Annotated in this window: 19 protein-coding genes; 10 read left to right on the top strand and 9 right to left on the bottom strand. The window is 68.1% G+C overall.

Annotation, left to right across the window (positions count from 1 at the left end; translation table 11 throughout):
* The first annotated feature begins 13 nt into the window (after positions 1–13).
* Both ABZV44_RS21060 and ABZV44_RS21055 read left to right on the top strand, forming a co-directional pair.
* Complete coding sequence (locus ABZV44_RS21060) at positions 14–1342, top strand: sensor domain-containing protein (protein WP_354838633.1); 1329 nt, start codon at positions 14–16, stop codon at positions 1340–1342.
* Positions 1330–1977 (top strand): response regulator transcription factor, encoded by a 648-nt coding sequence (locus ABZV44_RS21055; protein WP_354838630.1) that lies wholly within the window; start codon positions 1330–1332, stop codon positions 1975–1977. The genes ABZV44_RS21060 and ABZV44_RS21055 overlap by 13 nt, the downstream gene beginning before the upstream one ends.
* Here the strand turns inward: ABZV44_RS21055 and ABZV44_RS21050 are convergent, their stop codons facing one another.
* Both ABZV44_RS21050 and ABZV44_RS21045 read right to left on the bottom strand, forming a co-directional pair.
* Positions 1978–3504 carry an alpha/beta hydrolase gene (locus ABZV44_RS21050; RefSeq protein ID WP_354838627.1) on the bottom strand — a complete coding sequence of 509 codons (1527 nt, stop codon included), beginning with the start codon at positions 3502–3504 and terminating at the stop codon, positions 1978–1980.
* Between the two features lie 11 nt (positions 3505–3515).
* The gene (locus ABZV44_RS21045; protein ID WP_354838624.1) at positions 3516–4703 is read right to left on the bottom strand and encodes a serine hydrolase domain-containing protein; all 1188 of its coding nucleotides are present in this window, start codon (positions 4701–4703) and stop codon (positions 3516–3518) included.
* Between the two features lie 264 nt (positions 4704–4967).
* On the opposite strand from ABZV44_RS21045, the gene ABZV44_RS21040 reads away from it, so the two are divergent.
* Positions 4968–5816 carry an NAD(P)-dependent oxidoreductase gene (locus tag ABZV44_RS21040; RefSeq protein WP_354838621.1) on the top strand — a complete coding sequence of 283 codons (849 nt, stop codon included), beginning with the start codon at positions 4968–4970 and terminating at the stop codon, positions 5814–5816.
* A 129-nt stretch (positions 5817–5945) separates the two neighbouring features.
* Here the strand turns inward: ABZV44_RS21040 and ABZV44_RS21035 are convergent, their stop codons facing one another.
* Both ABZV44_RS21035 and ABZV44_RS21030 read right to left on the bottom strand, forming a co-directional pair.
* Positions 5946–7841, bottom strand: coding sequence for a glycosyltransferase (locus ABZV44_RS21035; RefSeq protein ID WP_354838618.1), 1896 nt, complete (start codon positions 7839–7841; stop codon positions 5946–5948).
* Positions 7842–8088: 247 nt separating this feature from the next.
* Positions 8089–8592: a GtrA family protein gene (locus ABZV44_RS21030; RefSeq protein WP_354838615.1), complete on the bottom strand. Its 504-nt coding sequence runs from the start codon at positions 8590–8592 to the stop codon at positions 8089–8091.
* A 96-nt stretch (positions 8593–8688) separates the two neighbouring features.
* On the opposite strand from ABZV44_RS21030, the gene ABZV44_RS21025 reads away from it, so the two are divergent.
* From ABZV44_RS21025 to ABZV44_RS21015, 3 genes are read left to right on the top strand one after another with little or no spacing between them, the layout of a single operon-like run.
* Positions 8689–9660 carry a glycosyltransferase gene (locus ABZV44_RS21025; protein ID WP_354838612.1) on the top strand — a complete coding sequence of 324 codons (972 nt, stop codon included), beginning with the start codon at positions 8689–8691 and terminating at the stop codon, positions 9658–9660.
* Between the two features lie 50 nt (positions 9661–9710).
* A complete protein-coding gene (locus ABZV44_RS21020) occupies positions 9711–11261 on the top strand; it encodes a DUF2142 domain-containing protein (protein WP_354838609.1) in 1551 nt (516 codons plus the stop codon).
* A complete protein-coding gene (locus ABZV44_RS21015) occupies positions 11258–12310 on the top strand; it encodes a hypothetical protein (RefSeq protein WP_354838606.1) in 1053 nt (350 codons plus the stop codon). Before ABZV44_RS21020 ends, ABZV44_RS21015 begins: the two co-directional genes overlap by 4 nt.
* Here ABZV44_RS21015 and rfbB read toward each other — a convergent pair.
* Positions 12307–13311 (bottom strand): dTDP-glucose 4,6-dehydratase, encoded by a 1005-nt coding sequence (gene rfbB / locus ABZV44_RS21010; RefSeq protein ID WP_354838603.1) that lies wholly within the window; start codon positions 13309–13311, stop codon positions 12307–12309. The two genes, ABZV44_RS21015 and rfbB, sit on opposite strands and share 4 nt — an antisense overlap.
* A gap of 434 nt (positions 13312–13745) precedes the next feature.
* Between rfbB and ABZV44_RS21005 the strand changes: the two genes are divergently transcribed.
* Positions 13746–14459, top strand: coding sequence for a hypothetical protein (locus ABZV44_RS21005; RefSeq protein ID WP_354838600.1), 714 nt, complete (start codon positions 13746–13748; stop codon positions 14457–14459).
* A 172-nt stretch (positions 14460–14631) separates the two neighbouring features.
* On the opposite strand, the gene ABZV44_RS21000 is transcribed toward ABZV44_RS21005, so the two are convergent.
* Positions 14632–15639 carry an alpha/beta hydrolase gene (locus ABZV44_RS21000; protein WP_354838597.1) on the bottom strand — a complete coding sequence of 336 codons (1008 nt, stop codon included), beginning with the start codon at positions 15637–15639 and terminating at the stop codon, positions 14632–14634.
* Between the two features lie 247 nt (positions 15640–15886).
* Between ABZV44_RS21000 and rfbA the strand changes: the two genes are divergently transcribed.
* Positions 15887–16762 carry a glucose-1-phosphate thymidylyltransferase RfbA gene (gene rfbA / locus ABZV44_RS20995; protein WP_354838594.1) on the top strand — a complete coding sequence of 292 codons (876 nt, stop codon included), beginning with the start codon at positions 15887–15889 and terminating at the stop codon, positions 16760–16762.
* Between the two features lie 2 nt (positions 16763–16764).
* Positions 16765–17358, top strand: coding sequence for a dTDP-4-dehydrorhamnose 3,5-epimerase (gene rfbC / locus ABZV44_RS20990; protein WP_354838591.1), 594 nt, complete (start codon positions 16765–16767; stop codon positions 17356–17358).
* A 238-nt stretch (positions 17359–17596) separates the two neighbouring features.
* Here rfbC and ABZV44_RS20985 read toward each other — a convergent pair whose 3' ends face one another.
* On the bottom strand, positions 17597–19063 hold the full coding sequence (locus ABZV44_RS20985) for an MFS transporter (RefSeq protein ID WP_354838589.1): 1467 nt from the start codon (positions 19061–19063) through the stop codon (positions 17597–17599).
* 86 nt (positions 19064–19149) lie between these two features.
* Between ABZV44_RS20985 and ABZV44_RS20980 the strand changes: the two genes are divergently transcribed.
* A complete protein-coding gene (locus tag ABZV44_RS20980) occupies positions 19150–19563 on the top strand; it encodes a MarR family transcriptional regulator (protein WP_354838587.1) in 414 nt (137 codons plus the stop codon).
* Here ABZV44_RS20980 and ABZV44_RS20975 read toward each other — a convergent pair.
* Positions 19560–20432 (bottom strand): helix-turn-helix transcriptional regulator, encoded by an 873-nt coding sequence (locus ABZV44_RS20975; protein ID WP_354838584.1) that lies wholly within the window; start codon positions 20430–20432, stop codon positions 19560–19562. The two genes, ABZV44_RS20980 and ABZV44_RS20975, sit on opposite strands and share 4 nt — an antisense overlap.
* Before the next feature lie 129 nt (positions 20433–20561).
* Positions 20562–21149 carry a DUF4282 domain-containing protein gene (locus tag ABZV44_RS20970; RefSeq protein ID WP_354838582.1) on the bottom strand — a complete coding sequence of 196 codons (588 nt, stop codon included), beginning with the start codon at positions 21147–21149 and terminating at the stop codon, positions 20562–20564.
* Positions 21150–21242: the final 93 nt, after the last annotated feature.

Here is a 21242-nt window from a genome sequence, read left to right as displayed (position 1 = left end):
GTAGGTTGGTGGGATGAGTGCCGATCCGTTGCCGGAGCGCGGTCCAGTGGCCGTGCGGCGGTGGGTCGCGGGTCGGTTGCGGGCGCTGCCGGGGAGCATCGGCTATTTGCTGGTCGGCGGCGCTACCGGCGTGGCGGCCGCATTCGCCACGGTCGGTTTGTTCGTGGTGGCGGCCACCAGCCTCGGCGGGGTGGGCATTCCGGCGATTCCCGAATACCTGCGGCTGATCCGGCCGCTGACCGAGTTCGAACGGCGGCGGGCGGGCAAGCGGCTGGGCGCGCCGATCGTGGTGGCGTATCGGCCGATGACCGGCGGGCTGCGGCAACGGCTGGCCGGCGCCTTCCGGGATCCGGCGAACGGCCGGGATATCGCGTGGCTGTGCGTGCACGGGGTGCCCGGCATGGTGGTGGCGTTGTTCTCGATCGGACTGCCGTGGGGTGTGCTGAATCAGCTGGCGATTCCGGTGTATTGGCAGCTCGTGCCGCCGGGCACCATCGACAGCTTCGGCTTCGTGGTCGATTCCTGGCCGCTGGCCGGGCTCAGCGCCCTCATCGCGATTCCCTTGGCGGCCCTGGTGCTCCGGCTGCCCACGGTGGCCCGCTGGCAGGCGCTGCTGGCACGGACGCTGCTCGGTCCGGCGCCGGGCACCGAGCTCGCGGTGCGGGTGGCGGAGTTGACCGCCACCCGGGCCGCCGCGCTCGACGCGCACGGGGCGGAACTGCGGCGCATCGAACGGGATCTGCACGATGGCGCGCAGGCGCGGATCGCGGCGGTCATCATGCAGCTCGGGCTGGCCGACCAACTGCGCGAACGGGATCCGGCCGCATCGTCCGACCTGGTACGCAAGGCGCAGGACACCGCGGAGGCCGCGCTGGCCGAACTCCGGGACGTGGTGCGGACGGTGTATCCGCCGGTGCTCGCGGATCGTGGTCTGGCGAGCGCGATCTCGGCGCTGGCCGCGCGCTCCCCGATTCCCGTCGAACTCGCTCTCGGCGGCACTGTCGCGCTGCGCCCGGGCACGACCCAGGTACCGGATTCGAGCAGATCGGGGCCACGCTGGCCCGCGGCCGTCGAGGCGGCCGCGTATTTCGTCATCTCCGAGACGATCACCAACGCGACCAAACATTCCGGGGCCGAACATCTTCGGGTTTCCCTCGGAGGCGATGCCGGGCTGCTGACCGTCGAGGTCCTGGACGACGGGGCCGGCGGGGCGCGGGAGACCGAGGGCGGCGGGCTGGCCGGAATCCGGCGGCGAGCCGAGGCGCTGGACGGGCGGATGCTGCTCAGCAGTCCGGCGGGTGGGCCTACCGTGGTGCGAGTGGAGCTGCCGTGCGGGTCGTGATCGCCGAGGATGATGCCCTGCTGCGGGAAGGGCTGGCGCTGCTGCTGCGGACGGCGGGGATCGAGGTGGTCGCCGCGGTCGACAATGCGGACGATTTTCTCGCGGTGGTGACCGCCGATCGGCCCGACGCCGTGGTCGTGGATGTGCGGCTGCCGCCCACCTTCACCGATGACGGACTGCGAGCCGCGGTGCGGGCCCGCGAGATTCACCCCGGCCTGCCGGTGCTGGTGCTCTCGGCCTGGGTCGAGGACAGCTATGCCGCCGAACTGCTCGGCGATGGGGCCGGCGGGATCGGATACCTGCTCAAGGAGCGGGTCGGGAAGGTGGATCGGTTCCTGGATTCGCTGCGGCGGGTCGCCGAGGGCGGGACCGCCATGGATCCGGAGGTGATCTCGCAGCTGCTGGTGCGGCGCAAGACCGACGATCCATTGGCCGCGCTCACCCCGCGCGAGCGCGAGGTGCTGGCACTCATGGCCGAGGGGCTCGACAATGCGACCATTGCCGAGCGCCTCGTGGTCACCGAAGGTGCTGTGCTCAAACACATTCGGAGCATCTTCGCCAAGCTCGGGCTGTTCGCCGACGAGGTGGGCCACCGGCGGGTGCTGGCCGTGCTCACCTATCTGAATGCCGGATGATCAGTCGTCGCGACAGGTGAGGTCGGCGGCGGGCAGGGTGCCGTCGGCCAGGTAGGTGTTGACGGAGTCGTACACACAGGAATTCGGGTAGCGGCCGAGGATCGAGTGGATGGCGACGTCCTGCAACGTGACCATGCGAGAGCCGGTGAGCGCCCGGTGCATGGCGAGCGCACCGCCGTAGTTGGTGCGGGTGTCGCCGGTGGCCTGGATGATCAGGTTCGGCACCGAATTGCCCAGCGCGGTGGGGGATTCGGCGGGCGGCGCCCAGAACGCGCACGGCGTGATGTTGTTCGCCATCGCGCCGAAGACCGGCTGGGTGGCGCGGGAGGCCTCGATATTGCGCCGGTACCAGTCGAGGTCGCGAGGCGCGCCGACATCGCCGCAGAGGATGGCCATCTGAGGTGACATGTCGCGCGGCTGCGCGCGCAGCATCATGGCCAGCTTGCCCGCCAGATCCTCGTCCGGCCGCACCGGTTTCCCGGCGGCTGCGTCGGCCAGCTCCCGGATCTGTTGCGCGGCAAGACCGTAGTCGTGCGGTGAATTGAAGGCGATGTACAGCACCAATGGCAGGGAATGCGCGTCCAGGTCGTAGTCGCCGATCCGGATCGGCCGGGCGGCAGCGTGTTCGATCAGCCGCTCGACCAGGCCACGCACGGCCGCACCGGTGGTGCCGAGGTGATATTCGTCGTCGCGCTGTGCGGTCCAGGCCGCCCAGGCATCGAGCGCGGCCTCATTGGGCGAGCCCATGTCCTGCACCATGCCGACCGCACCGTAGCGGTCCGGGTCCACGCTGCCGTCCAGCACCATGCGGTCGGAACGTTCCGGGAACATCTGCATGTACACCGCACCCAGGTAGGTGCCGTAGGAGGTGCCCACATAGCTGATCTTGGTTTCGCCCAGCACCGTACGAATCACGTCCATGTCCCGAGCGGTATTGCGAGTCGTGAAGTGCGGCAGGCGATCTCCTTCCGCGGTGGCGCAGCGGGCCGCCAGATCGGCTTGGTCGGCGACGGATTCGGCGAACCCCTCGGCATCGATACCGGCGAACTGCAGGCCGAAGCCGTGCGGCCAGTGGCAGTTCACCGCCGAGGAGCGGCCGACACCGCGCGGGTCCATCCCGATCAGGTCGTAGCGGGCGCGGACCTCGGGGGTCAGCGCCTTGCTCGTCTCCACGAAGTAATCCAGGCCCGCTCCGCCGGGACCGCCCGGGTTGGACAATATGACACCACGCCGCTGGGCCGGATCCGTGGCGGGAATGCGCGAGATGGCGACGGTGATCGTGCGGCCCTGGGGCTCGGCGTAATTCAGCGGCACGGTGACATCGGCACACCGCGCACCCATGTCGACCAGGCCCGGCGCATCGCAGGGCTTCCAGGTGAGCGTCTGGTGGGAGTAGCCGTCCGAGGACTCGGCCGCGACGGCGCGATCGGTGACGGCGGTCGTCGTGCAGGCGACCGCGCCGACGAGTCCGGTGACCGCGATGGCCACCCCAACATTTCGGGCCCAGGCCACTGGATGTCGAAGCACGAATGGTCTCCTCATCGTGAACAGATGGCGGCATCGAACAGCGTCGACACCGCGTCGTCGCCGGCCTCATCGGCCGCGAGCTGATTGACGGTCACCACGACGGCGGTGCCGTCGGCGGCCACGCCGTTGCGGGTGCCGAAGCCGGGAATGCTGCCGCCGTGGCCCCACACCTGTGTGCCGCAGGAGACCGGGTGGTGGATCAGGCCGAGTCCGTAGCCGGAACCGGGTTCGCCACGGTCCCAGGGGACGGTCTGTTTCATCTCGTCCAATTGCGCGGCGGGCAGCAGTTTCCCGGCGAGCAGGGCGGTGAAGAATCGGTTCAGGTCGGCGGGGGTGGCGACCATCGCGCCCGCGGTATCGGCCCAGGACGGGTCCAGATCGGTGAAATCGATACGCTTGCCGTCGGTTTCCTGATACCCCCGCGAATGCGGGCCCCGGATGCCGGTCTCCCGCGCGTCCGGGAAGTAGGTGTCGCGCAGACCCAGCGGTTCCAGGATGCGGTTGAAGATCTCGATGGCCGCCGGGCGGCCGGTGACCTTTTCGATCAGCAGGCCCAGCACGATGTAGTTGGTGTTGGTGTAGACCGAGCGCGCGCCGGGCTCGAAGCGCGGCGGCATGGACATGGCGATGCGCACCAGGTCCGCGGGTTCGTAATGGCCCCAGCGGATTCCCTCGGTGTCGGCCGCCAACTGCGGGGAGCCGGGCACGGGGACCGGCTCGGGTCGGCCGCCCGCCAGGTAGTCGGGCAGGCCGCTGGTGTGCTGCAGCAGCTGGCGGACCGTGACGCGGTTGCCGTCGTTGCCATTGCCCCGCACCACACCCGGCAGGTAGCGCTCGATCGGAGCGTCCAGATCGACCTTGCCCTCGCCGGCCAGTTGCAGCACCACGGTGGCGACAAAGGTCTTGGTATTGCTGCCGATCCGGACCCGGGCATTGTCGGGGATGGGTGCGCCGGTCCCCAGGTCGCCCGTGCCCGCGGTGAGGACGTGATGGCCGGCGGGGCCGTCGATGACGACCTGCGCGCCCGGGAAGCCGCTACGGATCACGGTGTCGAGGGCCTGCGTGACGGTGCGGTACAGCTCCTTGCGGGCCGGCTCACCGCTTCCGGATTCGGTGCCGCACGCCTGGGCCGCCAGTACCGCCAGCACTCCGAAACCGGCCAGCACGACGCGGCCACGCGGCCGCCGCAATGCGCTCATGGAAGACATTCCTCCTGTTCAGGCCGGGTTCTCCGGCCGGTTCGAGCCTAGGAACGCGGGGGCCGGCGGCCCATGCCCCGCGCACCCCGATCGAGGTCGTGCCCGGTACCGCGACGGAGGTGGTGCCAGCGCTACCTATATGCACCTTGTTGCATATAGATCATTTCTCACCTACTGTTCGAGTTGCGAGAATTTCCGCCCCACTCGGCCTCCGAGACGCGGATGATCGAACCCGGGGCGACACACAGCAGACGGGAGCGGACTATGACCGACGCATCGAAGCAGCTGGCGGGCCGGACCATGATCATGTCGGGCGGGAGTCGCGGCATCGGGCTGGAGATCGCCAAGCGGGCGGCGGCCGACGGCGCGAACATCACCATCATCGCGAAAACCGATGCGCCACATCCGAAATTGCCCGGCACCATCCATACCGCGGCGGCCGAGCTGGAGCAGGCGGGCGGCACCGTGCTGAAGTACCTCGGCGATGTGCGCGACGACGAGGCGGTGGCGGACGCGGTCCAGCAGACCGTCGCGCGCTTCGGCGGCATCGACATGGTGGTGAACAATGCCTCGGCCATCGATCTGTCCCCCACCGAGTCCCTGCCGATGAAGAAGTACGACCTCATGCAGGACATCAACTGCCGCGGCAGTTTCCTGCTGTCCAAGCTCAGCATCCCGGCGCTGCGGGAATCCGCCGAGGCCGGTCGCAATCCGCACATCCTCACCCTGTCGCCGCCGCTGAACCTCGATCCGAAGTGGGCGGGCACGGCGCTGGGCTACACCATCGCCAAGTACGGAATGTCGCTCACCACACTGGGTTTGAGCGAGGAACTGCGCAAGTACGGGATCGGCGTGAACTCGCTGTGGCCGCGCACCACCATCGCCACCGCGGCGGTGCAGAACCTGCTCGGCGGCGAGGAGATGGTGGCCACCTCCCGCACGCCGGACATCTACGCCGACGCCGCCTACCTGGTGCTCACCTCGCCCGCCAAGGACACCACCGGCAACTTCTTCATCGACGACGAAGTCCTTGCGGCACACGGCATCACCGATCTCGACAAGTACCGGGTGGTGCCCGGCGACGGCCCGCTCACCACGGACCTGTTCCTCTGACCTCGATCGCCACCCTCGGCCGAGCTCGCTCAGCCGAGGGTGGCGGTCCGGAGCAACCCGACCGCCGCTGAGACGAAACATGGCCCGGGACACGGGGTCCCGGGCCATGTCAGGCGAATATCCTGGCCGCTAGTCGATTCCGTAGAGGCGTTCCCAGTTCTCGCGGCTGGTGAGTTCCGGCATGGCGGCTCGCCAGCGGCGCTGCAGGTCGGGGAGCTCCCTGCGCAGCTGCCGGAGCACGCGGACGGTGCGGAGCAGCAGGCGGCGGGCGGTTTCCTTGTCGCGCACGCGGACCCGGACGCCGGACTGGGAGGCGTCGGTGACGACCACGTGGTTGAACAGGCCGACGTGCCACCAGTGCGCGTCCTCGCGGGTGACCGCGACCGGGCCGGGGATGACGCGGCCGGTCCACTGGCTGAGGGCGCGCTTGTAGAGCACCAGCAGCGGGTGGCTCGGCTCACCACCGGCGCGGCGAACGTGCAGGTGCGCGTTCGGTACCGGGGAGGTGGCGGCCGGATGCTTGACCGTCTCCGGGTAGTCCGAGCGCGAGCCGCGGGCCTTGGCCAGCGCCTCGATACCGCCGTCGCGCAGGATCTCCGGACCTCGCAGGTAGTCCTCGATGCCCTGCAGGGTGGTGTGCGCCAGGCCGTACTGCATGCCGACCAGGTACTCACCGATCTCCCGGAGCAGCTGGCGGGTAATGGATTTCCCGTCCAGGTCGTGGTGCAGCGAGGACACGATGAGCGAGTTGCGCGAGGAGAAGTAGCGCGCCCAGTCGTCGAAGTCCTTCCAGTAGAAGTCGGCGTGCCATACCGCGGCGTTGGGCAGGGTGACGGTGACGAAACCGTTCTCCCGCGCGCGCAGGCCGTATTCCACGTCGTCCCACTGGAAGAAGATCGGCACCGGCAGCCCGATCTTCTTGACCACCTCCGCCGGGATGAGGCAGGTCCACCAAGCCTGGTAGCCGGCGTCCACGCGGCGTTCCTGGTGCTTCTTGAGCATGCTGGTGTTGCGCAGCGCCTTGGCCACCTTCTGGCCGTGGCGCAGCTTGCCCAGATTCGTCTCCTCCGCACCGACATTCAGGTAGTCGGGGTTGAACAGGAACAGCATCTGCGCGCCCACCAGGGTGGGTTCCACGGTCAGATTGGCGAAGGCGTTGAGCCGCAGCACCGTTTCCGGCTCGCACAGGATGTCGTCGTCCATGAGGATGACGTCGGCGTGCTCGTTGGCGCCCGACACCTCGTAGAGGCCGCGCGTGAAGCCGCCCGCGCCACCGAGATTCGGCTGCCGGATGTAGCGCAGCTTGTCGCCGAACTTCGGCCGGGTCTCGGTGAACAGCGTCTGGTCCTGCACCAGGTCGGTGCCCTGGTCGACCACGTAGACGGCGTCGATGAGCGACAGCACCGTGGGATCGGAGGCCAGGGCCGCAACGGTTGCGGCGCAGTCCGGGGCGCGGTTGAAGGTGCAGATGGCGATGGCCACCGGGCGCACCTGCTCGGGCGCGGCCGCGGTCCACTCCAGATCGGTGATCACGGCCTCGCCGCCGAGGGCCTCGATCTCCAGCCACAGCGCGCCGCCGTCGATGTACATGTCCAGCGGTGCGCGCAGCACCACCCGTCCGGTCTCCTTGACCACCGCCGTATCGACCACCCGGCGGTGCCCGGCGATATCGGAGGCGGCCAGCCGGATCCGTACCTTGCCGGTCGCCTCGAGGGTCATGCCGACCTCGACCTCGGTGACCTTGGTCCAGCGCTGCCAGTAGGCGGCGGCGAAGCGCCCGAAGTAGGTGTTGGTGTTGACCGACGCACCCTTTTCCAGGCGTAGCGTCTGCCGCTCGCGGGTGACCTTGCCCTTGGCCGCCGCGTACAGGTCGTCACTGATCTTCGGCGCGGGTCCGCAGAAGATACCGCGGGCCAGCACCAGCCGCTCCGGCGCGGGCTGTTCCGCGCGCAGGGTGGTGGGAGCTTCCTCAGCGTTCTCCCGGTCCTCGGTTTCGGTCACGGCCTGCCCAGCCGACGCATCCATGAATCCCTCGACATCCTTTGAATACTTAAGACACCGGCTCATCCGACGTGGTCGCACCGCCACTGTCACTGTCTTGCTCGGCGGGGCGAGAATATCAGTGCCTATTGGCCTCCGCTGCGCTCCGGCTGTTCGCGGCCCTGCAAGCTCGATTCTTCCCTCCTCCGCTCCTCCGCTTCGCTCCCCCGCTCCAAGCGCGGGGAGGCGGAGCGCAGTCCAGAATCGAGCCGGGCCGCGAACCTTTTGGCGATCAAGCGTTATTCGCTCCCAAAGCCGGCTTGGTGAAGACGAATTTCCCGTAGGCCCAGAATCGGAAGCCCATGGCCACCGCCTGGCCGATGAGTGTCCCGGAAACGTTGTCCGCCAACGGACTGTCCAGTCCGAGAACGTAGCGTGAAAATCCGAGGCACCCCAGCTGCAGGCCGATGGCCAACACATTCAGCAGCGCGTAGACGAGGATGTGCCGCGCCCCGGTATCGCCCCGGTGGTCGGAGTAGGTCCACCACTTGTTGCCGAAATAGGTGACCACCGTGGCCACCCCGATGGAAATGATCTTGGCGACCAGCGGGGCGTGGAAGAGCGGGCCCTCGCCGCCGACGAAGACCAGCAGGTTGTAGGTGCCCGCATCGACCACGAAGCCGATCGCGCCGACCACCAGAAATGCCCCGCCCCGCTGTAGCAGGGCCCGGACCTTGCCGGTCAGAGAGGCATTCGGGGTGGGTTCATCCACCGCCGTGGACTCGTTCGCAGGCACCGGCCGACGGTACCGCAACCCGCCGCACCCCTATACCTGTGAAGGTCGGGTACCCTCCCGGTGTTCATATTCGCCTCCGATCAGAGGATTGACCGGGTGGACTCCACCGAGCTTCGTATTGCCGCCATTGTGCCGTGCCACAACGAAGAGGCCGCCGTCGCGAAGGTCGTCACCGACCTCAAGGCTGCCGTCCCGGGCATAGTCGTCTACGTCTACGACAACCTGAGCACGGACGCCACCGCCGACAAGGCGCGCGCGGCCGGGGCGATCGTGCGGACCGAGAACCGCAAGGGCAAGGGCAATGTGGTGCGGCGGGCCTTCGCCGACATCGAGGCCGATGTGTACCTGATGGTCGACGGCGACGACACCTACGACGCCGCAGCGGCCCCCGAGATGATCCGCACCCTGCTGGCGGGCCCGTACGACCACGTGCTGGGCGTGCGCCGCGAGGTCGAGGCCGGCTCGGCGTACCGGGCCGGGCACGAGACCGGCAACAAGATCCTCAATGGCGTGGTGGGCAAGGTCTTCGGCGAGAACGTCGAGGACATGCTCAGCGGCTACCGGGTCTTCTCGCGCCGATTCGTGAAGTCGTTCCCGGCGGTATCGCGGGAGTTCGAGATCGAGACCGAGCTGACCGTGCACTCGCAGCACCTGGGGGTCCCGCAGACGGCGGTTCCGGTCGGATTCCGTGATCGGCCCGCGGGCAGCGAGTCCAAGCTGCGCACCTACAGCGACGGCTTCAAGATCCTGCGCCTGATCATCGGCCTGGCCCGGCACGAGCGGCCGGTCGCCTTCTACGGCCTGTTCGGCACGCTGGCCTGGATCGTCTCGGTCATTCTCATCACGCCGATCGTGATCGAGTTCTATGAGATTCACCAGGTCCCGCGGTTCCCGACGCTGTTCCTCGGCTTCACGCTGCTGCTGCTCGGCAGCCTGGCCTGGACCGCCGGCCTGATCCTGGACGGCATCCGCCGCTCCCGGCACGAGGCCGCCCGCCTGATGTACCTGCGTTATTCGGCGGTCGGCGAGACCGGCCCCGATACCCGGCCGGGCAGTTCGCCGCGATGACGGTGCGGCTTGCCGGGCAGAATCCCAACGGCAAAGCAGAATCGGACACCGTGGTTACCGAAGTGAACGACAGCACGACCATCACGGCACCGGCCCCGGCCGCTCCCGCGCCGAAGACGGCCGGGCTGCGGCGTGCGGTGATCGGCATCGAGCGGCGGTTCGGTTCGGCCGCCGTGGTTTTCGTGCTGATCGCCGGCATCTTCGGTGCGGTGTGGTCGGTGCTGACGCCCCCGTTCTGGGGCCACGACGAGATCACCCAGTTCGGCCGGGCCTATCAGGTCGCGCACGGCGGCTTCCTGCCCGAGAAGATCCACGACGATCGCGGGCCGGCGTGGGGCGGCGACGTCCCGCTCAGCATCGACGCGCTGATGAGCTACGCCTTCCACGACTATCAGGACAACCCGGATGAGCCGGAGCCCATGGTCGAGGATCCGCACGTCTACGACCGGTTGGGCGGGGCCGCGGTCTCCGATCGGACCAAGCAGGTGTGGTTCACCAATACCGCGGCCTACTCCCCGGTTCCGTATCTGCCGTCCGCCGCGGGCATCCGCATCGCCGAGACCTTCGACCTCAGTGTCGGCGGCATGGTGCTGGCCACCCGCTGGGCCGGGCTGATCGCCTACCTGGTGATCGTCGGTTTCGCGCTGCGCGTGCTGCGCGGCCACCGGGTGCAGTGGCTGGCCTTCACCGTCGCGGTGCTGCCCATCGCGCTGTTCCAGGCCGGGACCGTCACCGCGGACACCGTCACCAATGCGCTGGCCCTGCTGGTGTCGGCGCTGGTGGTGAAGGGCCTGTTCCTCGGCGAGCGACTGACCCGGCCGGAGACGGTGGCCGCGCTGGCCACCACCGTGCTGCTGCCGGTGTGCAAGCCGACCTACGTCCTGATAGCCATGCTCACCGTGCTGATCCCGGTGCGCCGCTTCGGCTTCGGCGGCACCGAGCGGATCGCCGTGTGGCAGCGGGTGCTGCCGTGGGCGGCCGCGGGCGTCGGCGCGATCTCGTTCGCGGTGTGGATGAAGATCGCCGCCCCGACCGGTGACGGCATGAGCCTGATGCGGCCCGAGAAGCAGTGGGGCAGTGTGCGTCCAGGCGACCAGCTGCACGGCATCCTCACCGACCCGTTGCACTTCCTGCGGATATTCGGCGACAGCATCGCCCGCCGCGACCAGCACTGGTTCACCCAGTTCTTCGGCGAGCTCGGCTTCTCCTACGTCGAGGTGCCCGCGCTCACCATCCTGGCGAGCCTGCTGGCCTTCACCATGAGCATCGGTGCGGCCGAACGCTTCCCGGCGCGCGGCGCGGACCGCACCCGCACCTGGCTGGTGCTGCTGACCATCGCGGCCAGCGTCGCCATGATCTACGTGACGCTGTACATGTCCTTCACGCCGGTCGGTTACTTCATCATCGACGGAGTGCAGGGCCGCTACTTCGTGCCACTCGCGGTGCTGGGCCTGGCGGTGGTGCTGCGCTGGATGCCGCTGCGGCTCACCGACGCCGCGGGCCGGGTCCCGGTGCGCGGCGTGGCGATCACGGTGGTGGCGGCCACCTCGGTGGCGCTCATCGCCGCGGTGATCAAGTATTCGACTATCGTCTGGGGATGACCCGCTGGGGAGTCCGACGGCGTCGATGGTCACGGGCGCGGCGAATTGCCGTGGTGTTGCTGATCATTGTCGCCATCCTGCTGACTCCCGTTGCCGCGGCCGCAGTGTTCCTGCGCCTGCAGGACGCCGGCACCCTGCGCGGCGATGCCCGCACCCGCGGTCACGACGCCGTCTGGCTGGGGCACGCCTGGGTCGACGGCCGTAAATCCGACGCCGATATCGCCCAGCTGGGAATCCTGCTGGCCGGGACCGGAATCAAGGATCTCTACGTGCACACCGGACCGCTCGACAATGACGGCACACTGTCTCGCCAGCTCTATCCACAGGCCCGCTGGTTCCTCGAGGCCGTGCATCGGACGCTGCCCGGAATTCGCGTACAGGCGTGGCTCGGAGATGTGCTCACTCCCGAATTCGACGGTCTGAATACCGATGATCCGGGGACTCGCGATCATGTCGTCACGACATCGTCGCAGGTACTCGATCTCGGATTCGACGGTATTCACTTCGATTTCGAGCCGGTGCGCTCGGGATCGGGCGGCTATATCACCATCCTGGACCGGGTCCGCGCCGTCACTTCGGCCCGGCACACGCTGCTGTCGGCCTCCGCTCCGGTTATCGATCCGCTACCCGGATTGCATTCGCTCGGCGTGGCCTTGTTCGATCACGGGAAATGGTGGTCACAAGCCTATTTCGCGGAGGTGGCCCGGCGTGTGGATCAAATCGCCGTGATGTCCTATGACACCGCCATGCCGACCCGCGCACTGTACGGCGGATATGTCGCGCAGCAGACAAGTCTGGCCCTGCAGGTGACACCGCCCGGCACGGATCTGCTCATGGGACTGCCCGCTTTCCGGGCCGAGAACGCGGCCCATCACGGTGCGGCCGAAACGGTCGCCGCCGCGCTGCGCGGCGTGCGCCTGGGGCTGGGCCGCACCGCGCGCGACCGCCGCACATTCGGGGTCGCGCTCTACGTGGATTTCGCTGCCACTCGACAGGATTGGGCCGACTACCGGCAGGACTGGGCCCGGTCCGCCGCCCGTAGCGGCTAGATGACCTTTTCACCCGCGGCGACATAGGCGGATTCGGTCGCGGCTTTCTGTGGGCGCCACCAGGATTCGTTGTCGCGGTACCAGTCGATGGTGGCCGCCAGGCCCTGGCGGAAGTCGTGGTATCGCGGTTCCCAGCCGAGTTCGGTCCGCAGCAGGGAGGCGTCGATGGCGTAGCGCAGATCGTGGCCGGGACGGTCGGTGACGTGATCGAAATCGTCCGGGGCACGGCCGAATGCCTCCAGGATCAGCTCCACCACGGATTTGTTGTCGCGTTCGCCGTCCGCGCCGATCAGATAGGTCTGGCCGATGCGCCCGCGCTCCAGGATTTCCCAGACCGCGCTGTTGTGGTCGTCCACGTGGATCCAGTCGCGCACCTGGTGACCCGCGCCGTAGAGGCGGGGGCGGACACCGTCGATGAGATTGGTGATCTGCCGCGGGATGAACTTCTCCACATGCTGGTAGGGCCCATAGTTGTTGGAGCAGTTGGAGAGTGTGGCCCGCACCCCGAACGACCGCACCCAGGCGCGGACCAGCATGTCGCTGGAGGCCTTGCTGGCCGAGTACGGACTCGACGGGTTGTAGGGGGTGTTCTCGCCGAATGCCGAGGAGTCGTCGAGTTCCAGATCGCCGTACACCTCGTCGGTGGAGATGTGGTGGTAGCGCACCTGATGGTGGCGCACCGCCTGGAGCAGCGAATAGGTGCCGACGATATTGGTCTGGACAAACGGCCACGGGTCGGCCAGCGAATTGTCGTTGTGCGATTCGGCGGCGAAATGCACCACCGCGTCCACACCGCCCACCAGCCGATCCACCAGCGCGGTGTCGGCGATGTCGCCGTGCACGAACTCGATTCGGTCCGCGACCGGGTCGAGTGAGGCGCGGTTGCCCGCATAGGTGAGTTTGTCCAGCACGGTGACTTGCACACCGGGACGCGCAGTCACGGTCTGGTGAACGAAGTTCGCGCCGATGAACCCGGCGCCGCCGGTTACGAGCAGTCGCACAGGGAAACACTACGTCGGCCGGGGAGAAGGCCCGCGGTGGGTACGGGAAGTTGCCTTCTTTACACCAGCGGGGCGGTCGTTGTGCGCGGAATCGGACATCCGGTTGAAACAAACGCACGTAATTGAAAGGCGGCCGCTCGGTCCAAATGTCGCAATTCCACAGCGCTGCCGCGACATTCGTGCGACCAGCATCACGACTTTCCCCGCGACGTGTGTGACCTTCCTCACACGGACTGCTCCGGGTAACGATCAGGCGGATCGTATATCTGCGTCAAAACCTTTCCCTTGCAGCGCGTTTCCACTACCTTGCAGACCGCGCGATCGTCTTGGTGAACAAAATTTGAACGGACGGACACGATGGGTTCACCGCTCGTTAGCTGTTCTCCATTTCGATTCGACGTGTCCCCCCGAGCTCTTCGATGAGGTTTCTACAAATGCTGATGAGGAAATTCGCCGCCACCGCGGCGCTGGCCGTAGCCGCCGTGGCCGTCACCGCCGGCACCGTGAACGCGGCGCCCGCCGAGCAGGCCGACAACGGCGTGATCAACTACTCGGCCACCAACACCCCCGACAACGGTGCGATCATCCACACCGACGCCGGCTCCATGGTCATCGAGAACAACACCTTCGAGATCAAGGCCGCCAACGGCACCGTCGTGGCCGGCATGCCGCTGAGCTTCCGGGTCGACGACTTCGAGTTCCCGATCGCCGCGCAGATCAGCGACGACCACACCGCCAGCATCACCCCGCAGTACGACGTGAACCACGCCGTCTACAAGCCGGTCGCCCTGCCCTACGAGGACCAGGCTCCGTGGAAGTCGGACTACGACCGCGAGCAGGCCGCCTGGAACCGCCTGAAGGACACCATCTCCACCGGCGCCACCATCGGCACCCTGGTCGGCGGTCTGGGCGGCGCGGCCGTCGGCTGCATCGCCGGCATCGGTGTGGGTCTGGTCGCCACCGGCGCCCTGGCCACCCTGTTCGGCCTCGGCCCGCTCGGCGGCTGCGTCCTGGGTGCGGCCACCGTCGGCTTCCTGGGCACCCTGGCGGGTCAGCTGTTCGTGACCGCGCCGGTCGCCATCGCCGCCGCGATCCAGTACTTCTCCACCATCAACGAGCCGCACATCCAGCCGGCTCCGGCGAAGTAAGACACGCCTGCTGCATCACGAAACCCCCGCCCGGATCATCCGGGCGGGGGTTTCGCCGTATCCGGGAACGGCGGCAGCGGAACAGATGTGGGGCCCGAGATCGGCGCCCCGAGCCCCACATCATCAATCAGGCTGTACCCCAACCGAATCGAGCGGGCGGCACGACACCGGGTCACGCCGTGCGGGCGACCTGCCCGGCCTCGATGCGGTCGCGGACGAAGCGGGCCACGTGGGCCAGGGCGGCCCGGCTCTCCGGCATGGCGGGGAAGATGGCCATGAAGGCGTGCACCTGGCCGCGCCAGATCTCGAGTGTGGCGGGCACGCCGGACTGGGCCAGGCGCTGGGCCATGATCTCGCTGTCGCGGCGCAGCACCTCGTCCTCGGCGACGATGAGCAGCGCGGGCGGCAGACCGGCCAGCACATTGTTGACCGGCGACAGCCGCGGATCCAGGCGGCCGTTCACCTCGGCGCCCAGCTTGATCACGGACTCCAGCGCGGACAGCGGGATCAGCGCGTCGCGGCGGTAGTTGGGGTGGGCGCGCTTCTCGGTGCAGTCCAGGTCCAGTGCGGGGCACAGCCCGACCAGTCCGGCGGGGACGGGCAGTCCGGCGTCGCGGGCGCGCAGGGCGGTGGCGAAGGTCATGTAGCCGCCCGCGGAGTCACCGGCGAACACCACCTTCGAGGCCGGGACGCCGTGCGCCAGCAACCATTTGTAGGCGGTCAGGCAGTCGGTGACGGATCCGGCGATATCGGTCTCGGGCAGCTGCCGGTACTCCACGCTCACCACCGGCAGCCCGGTGCGCCGGGCGATGGCCGCGACCACGGGGCGGTGGGTGTCGAGCCCGCACAGGAAGAAGCCACCGCCGTGCATGTACAGGACCGCGCCGTCGCGCAATGCCTTGCGGGCCCCGGCGGGCCGCACGATCTCCATGCGGAAGCCGTTGAGCCGTACCTGTTCCCGCTCCACTCCCCGCGGAGCCGGGCGCAGCTTGGCCAGGCTGTTGATCACGGTGCTGGCCACCGGCATGGAGGCGACGGTGACGGGCACCAGCTCGCCGGCCGGGCGGATCATGGTGCGAGCCACCACTGTCAGCGCACGGGCGGCGGCACTGGTCCGGTTGGGGTTCTGGACGGGGACGTCCTCGTGGGCCGTTTCGCCGACAGGCCGTTCGTGAGCCATCGCGCACCTACCTCGTTGTTGGCGCGCCGAGCCGTTCGTCCGGAGCGACCGATACGTTGGCTCGGCACCCGGCGCGCGAGAGTCGGCGCTGACATCTCACATAGCGTTATTTCAGAACACCATGAGAACGTGACCTACGCAACAGATATCGCCGTATCCGCGCGTACGTAAACTGCCGTGATCGATTCGAAGTCCAGTCGGAACCTGACCGCCGCGCTCCGCCATCGAGCTGGCAGACTGTCGAGACATGCGCGGAATCATCCTGGCCGGGGGCACCGGATCGCGGTTGCACCCGATCACGCGCGGGGTGAGCAAACAGCTGGTCCCGGTGTACGACAAACCGATGGTGTACTACCCCCTGTCCACCCTCATGCTGGCGGGGATCCGGGACATCCTGGTGATCACCACTCCCGAGGACGCCGACGCCTTCGCCCGGCTGCTCGGCGACGGCAGCCGGTTCGGCGTGTCCATCTCCTATGTGGTGCAGCCGAAACCGGACGGGCTGGCCCGCGCCTTCGTGCTGGGCGCCGACCACATCGGCACCGAGAAAGCCGCGCTGGTGCTGGGCGACAACATCTTCCACGGCCCGGGCCTGGGCACCCAGCTGCAGACCTTCCACGACCTGGACGGCGGCGCGGTCTTCGCCTACCGGGTCTCCGACCCTACCGCCTACGGCGTGGTCGAATTCGCCGAGGGCCGGGCCATTTCCATCGAGGAGAAGCCCAAGGCGCCGCGCTCCAACTACGCGATTCCGGGGCTGTACTTCTACGACAACGACGTGCTCGCCATCGCGCGCGATCTGAAGCCGTCGGAGCGTGGCGAATACGAGATCACCGATATCAATCGCACCTATCTGGAGCAGGGCCGGCTGCACGTGCAGGTGCTGGCCCGCGGCACCGCCTGGCTCGACACCGGTACCTTCGACTCCCTGCTGGACGCCGCCAATTACGTGCGCACCATCGAGGAGCGGCAGGGCCTCAAGATCGGCGTGCCGGAGGAGGTGGCCTGGCGGCTCGGCTTCATCGGCGACGATGAACTCACCCGGCTGGCCGAACCCCTGGTGCGCTCGGGCTATGGAAAGTACCTGCTGGGCCTGCTGGACCACGGGCGAAGCTGGGAGTAGGCATGCGGATTCGGGAACTGTCGGTGCCGGGCGCGTGGGAGTTCACGCCCCGGCTGCACGGAGACGAGCGCGGCGTCTTCTACGAGTCGTTCAAGGCCTCGGAATTCGAGAAGGCGGTCGGACGGCCCTTCGACCTGCTGCAGGTCAATATCTCTACCTCCGCGGCCGGGGTGCTGCGCGGCATCCACTACACCGAGAATCCGCCCGGGCAGGCCAAATACGTGACCTGTGTGCGCGGGGCGTTCCTGGACGTGGTGGTGGACCTGCGCCGCGACTCCCCCACCTTCGGCCGCTGGGACGCGGTCGTCATCGACGATGTGGAGCGCAAGTCGGTGTTCCTGGCCGAGGGCCTGGGGCACGCGCTGCTGTCGCTGGAGGACGACTCCACCGTCAACTACCTGTGCTCGCTGGAGTACTCCCCCGAATTCGACCGGGACCTGGACGCTTTCGACCCGGACCTGGCCATCGAGTGGCCGGCCGTCGGCCGCAACGGCGAACCGCTCACCTTCGTCCGCTCGGACAAGGACGCCGCGGCCCCGCGACTCGCGGATCTGAAACTGCTGTCCCGCCTCCCCGGAACTTCAGCGGACAGCTGAGAGCCGTCGCCCGTCTGTCCCGCCTCCCCGGAACTTCAGCGGACAGCTGAGAGCCGTCGCCCGTCCCAGACCCGTGCCGGCGGTCGGGTGCCGACCCCACTCTGGACGTCCCCGACGAGTTACCCGGATCCTTACGAAATCAGTTGTTACGCCAACCGGGGCGCACCGCGTAATGCGGTGCGCCCCGGTCGTTTTCGAAGGCTACGCCCGTGTGAGCTGCGAGCGGAGTCATCGGGTGTCAACGAACCAGTTCGACCTCCAGGTCACGGGCCTCCTGGCGGCGGGCCCGCAGCCTGGGGAGGAAGACCGTGAGGGCGACCAGGGCGCCGACGATGGAGACACCGGCGGCGAATTCCAGGCCGGGACGGTAGGTGTCGAGCATGGCCGCGGGGGTCGGGTTGCCCGGCACGCTCGAGGTGACGATGGCGGTGGTCACCGCGAGCACGATGGCCGCGCCGACCTGCATGGCGGTCTGCAGCACACCGGCCGCCAGGCCCTGCTCGTCATCGTCGATGCCGCTGGTGGCCTGGATGTTGATGGCCGGGAACCCGACCCAGCCGATGCCGACCAGCAGCACCGCGGGCAGCAGCACGGTCAGGTAGGACGGTGCGGTGTCGATGCGCAGGTACAGCAGGTAGCCGACGGCCATGATCACCATGGTGATCGCGATGATCGGGCCGGTGCCGAAGCGGTCGACCAGCTTGTCGGAGACGAAGGCCGAGGCGACCACGAGCAGGCCGACCGGCAGCAGCGCCATCGAGAGCTTCAGCGGCGACCAGCCCAGGGTGTCCTGCAGGTACAGCGTGGTGATGAACTGCCAGCTGAAGTACGAACCGGCGACCGCGATGATGGCCAGGCTGGCCCGGACCAGGGTGGGCTTGCGCAGGATGCCGAGGCGCACCAGCGGGTAACGCACCTTGCTCTCGGCGTAGACGAACGCCACACCCAGCACGGCCACCGCGACGAACGATCCGATGGTGCGGGCCGAGCCCCAGCCCGCCTGCGGCGCGGAGACCACGGTGTAGACGAGCAGCAGCATGGTGGCGGTGGACAGCAGCGCGCCGATCAGGTCGTGTCCGCCCTCCTCGGCGGGCTTGTCCTTGGGGACGAGGAAATACGCGGAGGCCAGCGCGGCGAGGGCCACCGGAACCGGGAGCAGGAAGGTCCAGCGCCAGCCGAGACCGGTCATCAGGCCGCCGAACAGCAGGCCCATGGAGTAGCCGCCGGCGCCGAAGACGGTGTAGATGGACAGCGCCTTGTTACGGGCCGGTCCCTCTTGGAAATTCGTGGTGATGATGGACAGACCGGTCGGCGCGGTGAACGCGGCGGCCAGGCCCTTCACGAAGCGGGTCAGGATGAGCAGCGCCGGCGAGCTCACCAGCGCGCCCGCGAGCGAGGCCAGCGCGAAGACGGCCAGGGCGATCAGGAAGACCTTGCGGCGGCCCAGCAGGTCGGCGGTGCGGCCGCCCAGCAGCAGCAGGCCGCCGTAGCCCAGCACGTAACCGCTGACCAGCCACTGCAGGGTGGAGGTCTGAATGTCGAGTTCGGTGCCGATCGACGGCAGCGCGACGCCGATCATCGACACGTCGAGGCCGTCCAGGAACAGCACGATGCACAGGGTGATGAGCATGCCCCAGAGCCGGGCGGTCCACTGCGTGGTGTCGGCCGCGGTGCTCACTGCGGGGCGGATCTCGGTGGAAGTCACGAGGAGCGACAGTACATGCGCATGCATCAAATGCACAAGCATTTAATGCATTTGCATGCTTTCGGTGGACAGACTAGGATGACCGCATGCCGAAGCCGACAGCGCACGTCGACCGGCCCGTCATCACGCCGGTGCAGGCGTCAGGGCTGGTGGGCGAGTGGCGCGATCTGCTGGCCCGGCACGCGACGACCTCGTGCGCTCTGGAAAAGGAACTGCAAGGCCGCCACCACATCGGGCTCAGCGAATTCGAAACCCTGGACCGCCTCGTCGAATCCGGCAGCGACAGCTGCAAGATGAGCGATCTGGCCAATGACATCTATCTCAGTCAGAGCGCGCTCTCCCGCACGGTGGCGAGACTCGAGCGCGACGGACTGGTCGACCGCACGCTGTGTACCGAGGATCGCCGCGCGATCTTCGTCTGCGTCACGGAAAAAGGGCGCGAACTGCATCGGCAGGCCGCGCCCACGCACCGTGAGGTGCTGGCCCAGAATCTGGGCTAGACCGCCGCGCGCAGCGTCTCGATGACCGGAAGCGCGTCCACCGCAATGGAACTCACCGCCGCGAAGGCCTCGCGGTAGCGCTCGACCTCGTGCTCCTTGTCCAGGTACGAGGAGCCGGTGAGGGCTTCCACGTACACCACCGGCGGCTCGGTGGGTTCGCCTGCGGCGGTGGGGAATTCGAGCAGCACGAAGCGGCCCGCGTCCATGCCGTGGTGATAGCCGCACTCGGCGGGCAGCAGCCGCAGCCGGACATTGGGCAGTTCGGCGAGTTTGCGCAGCCGGTCCAGCTGGCCGCGCGTCACGTCGTCGCCGCCGATGCGATGCCAGAGCACCGCCTCGGCGATCACCACATCCAGTTGCAGCGGCGATTCCGCGCGGGTGAGCAGCGACTGGCGCGCGGTGCGCACCCGGACCCGGCGGTCCAGCTGTTCGGCGGAGATACCCGGGTAGGCTCCGGCCAGCACCGCCCGGTAGTACTGCTCGGTCTGCAAAAGCCCTGGCACCAGTTCGTTCTCATAGCTGGTGAGCCGGCTCGCCGCCTCCTCGAGCCCGATGTAGACCTCGTAGCCCTCGTCGATCACGTCACTGAACTCGGTCCACCAGCCGCGGGCCTTGGTCTCCCGGGCCAGCGTGGTGAGCGGTTCGATGGCGTCCTCCGGAGCGCCGTAGATGCGGCACATGGCCTCGACATCCAGACTGCGCAAAGACGTCTGTCCAGTTTCGATTCGCCAGATCTTGGCCTCGGACCATTCCAAGCGCTGCGCGGCCACCCGGGTCGTCATGCGCGCACGATTGCGCAGGTCGCGCAGGTGCCGGCCGAGCTGGCGGCGCGGCACGGTAGATCCGGTAATCCCCTGCGGTAGAGCCATTCGTCCCCCTAAACCAGTGTTGCGATCGCATTGTTGCACAGGAAAACTCAGCGATCCATGGACGCGGGACGCGGCCTGGGGGGCAGATTTCGCACCGCCCCGTGGCCAGGATAGCGGCCGCCGGCCGGCCTACTTCCGGGACGAGCGCCGGCGGAACCGCCAGAACTGGACTGCCTGAACATCTTTGGACAGCTGATTGACCGGTTCGGCCACATCCGAGAGGGCCTGGAACAGATCGTCGGCCATATCGGAGATGTGCGCGACCCGGGCCGCCAGCCGGGAGGCATTGAGCACGAACTCCAGCAGCAGGCGCACCACCGCGGCGATCACCAGGCCCAGCGGGACCGCGAACACCACCGCGAACACGATGCCCAGCCAGGCCGAGATTCGCCACAGCCCTATGGTTCCCACGATCGGGATGGCGACGGCGCTCGCCAGGCCGAGCAGATACGCCAGGGGCAGCAGCGTGCGGGTGGCGGCGCGCTGGAACTGCAGGTCCAGCAGCGCACGGGCGGCGTCCACGCTCCAGGAGCCGAAAGCGCCTGGGCTGGCGAAGGGTTCGACCGGCTCCTCGGCCTCCTCGTCCGCGGCCAGCCGCCGGGACATGCGCCGGGTGGCGGACTCCTTGAAGGCGGCCCAGCGCCCCTCGGTGATGATCTCGTCGAACTCGTCGTACTCCTCGAGTTCGGCCGTGTTCCCGCCCGATTGATCGGTCATGCCGACGATCTCCTCTCCCGCAGACCTTTTCGGCCGACTCAGTGTCTCCGGTCATGCCGGGGTGTCGCAGGACGAGACAGTGTGGTGTAGAAC

The sequence above is a fragment of the Nocardia sp. NPDC004860 genome (genome assembly GCF_040609015.1).
Taxonomy (GTDB): Bacteria; Actinomycetota; Actinomycetes; order Mycobacteriales; family Mycobacteriaceae; genus Nocardia.
The sequence above is the reverse complement of the archived record's forward strand: the minus strand, read 5'-3'. Positions and strand labels throughout refer to the sequence as shown.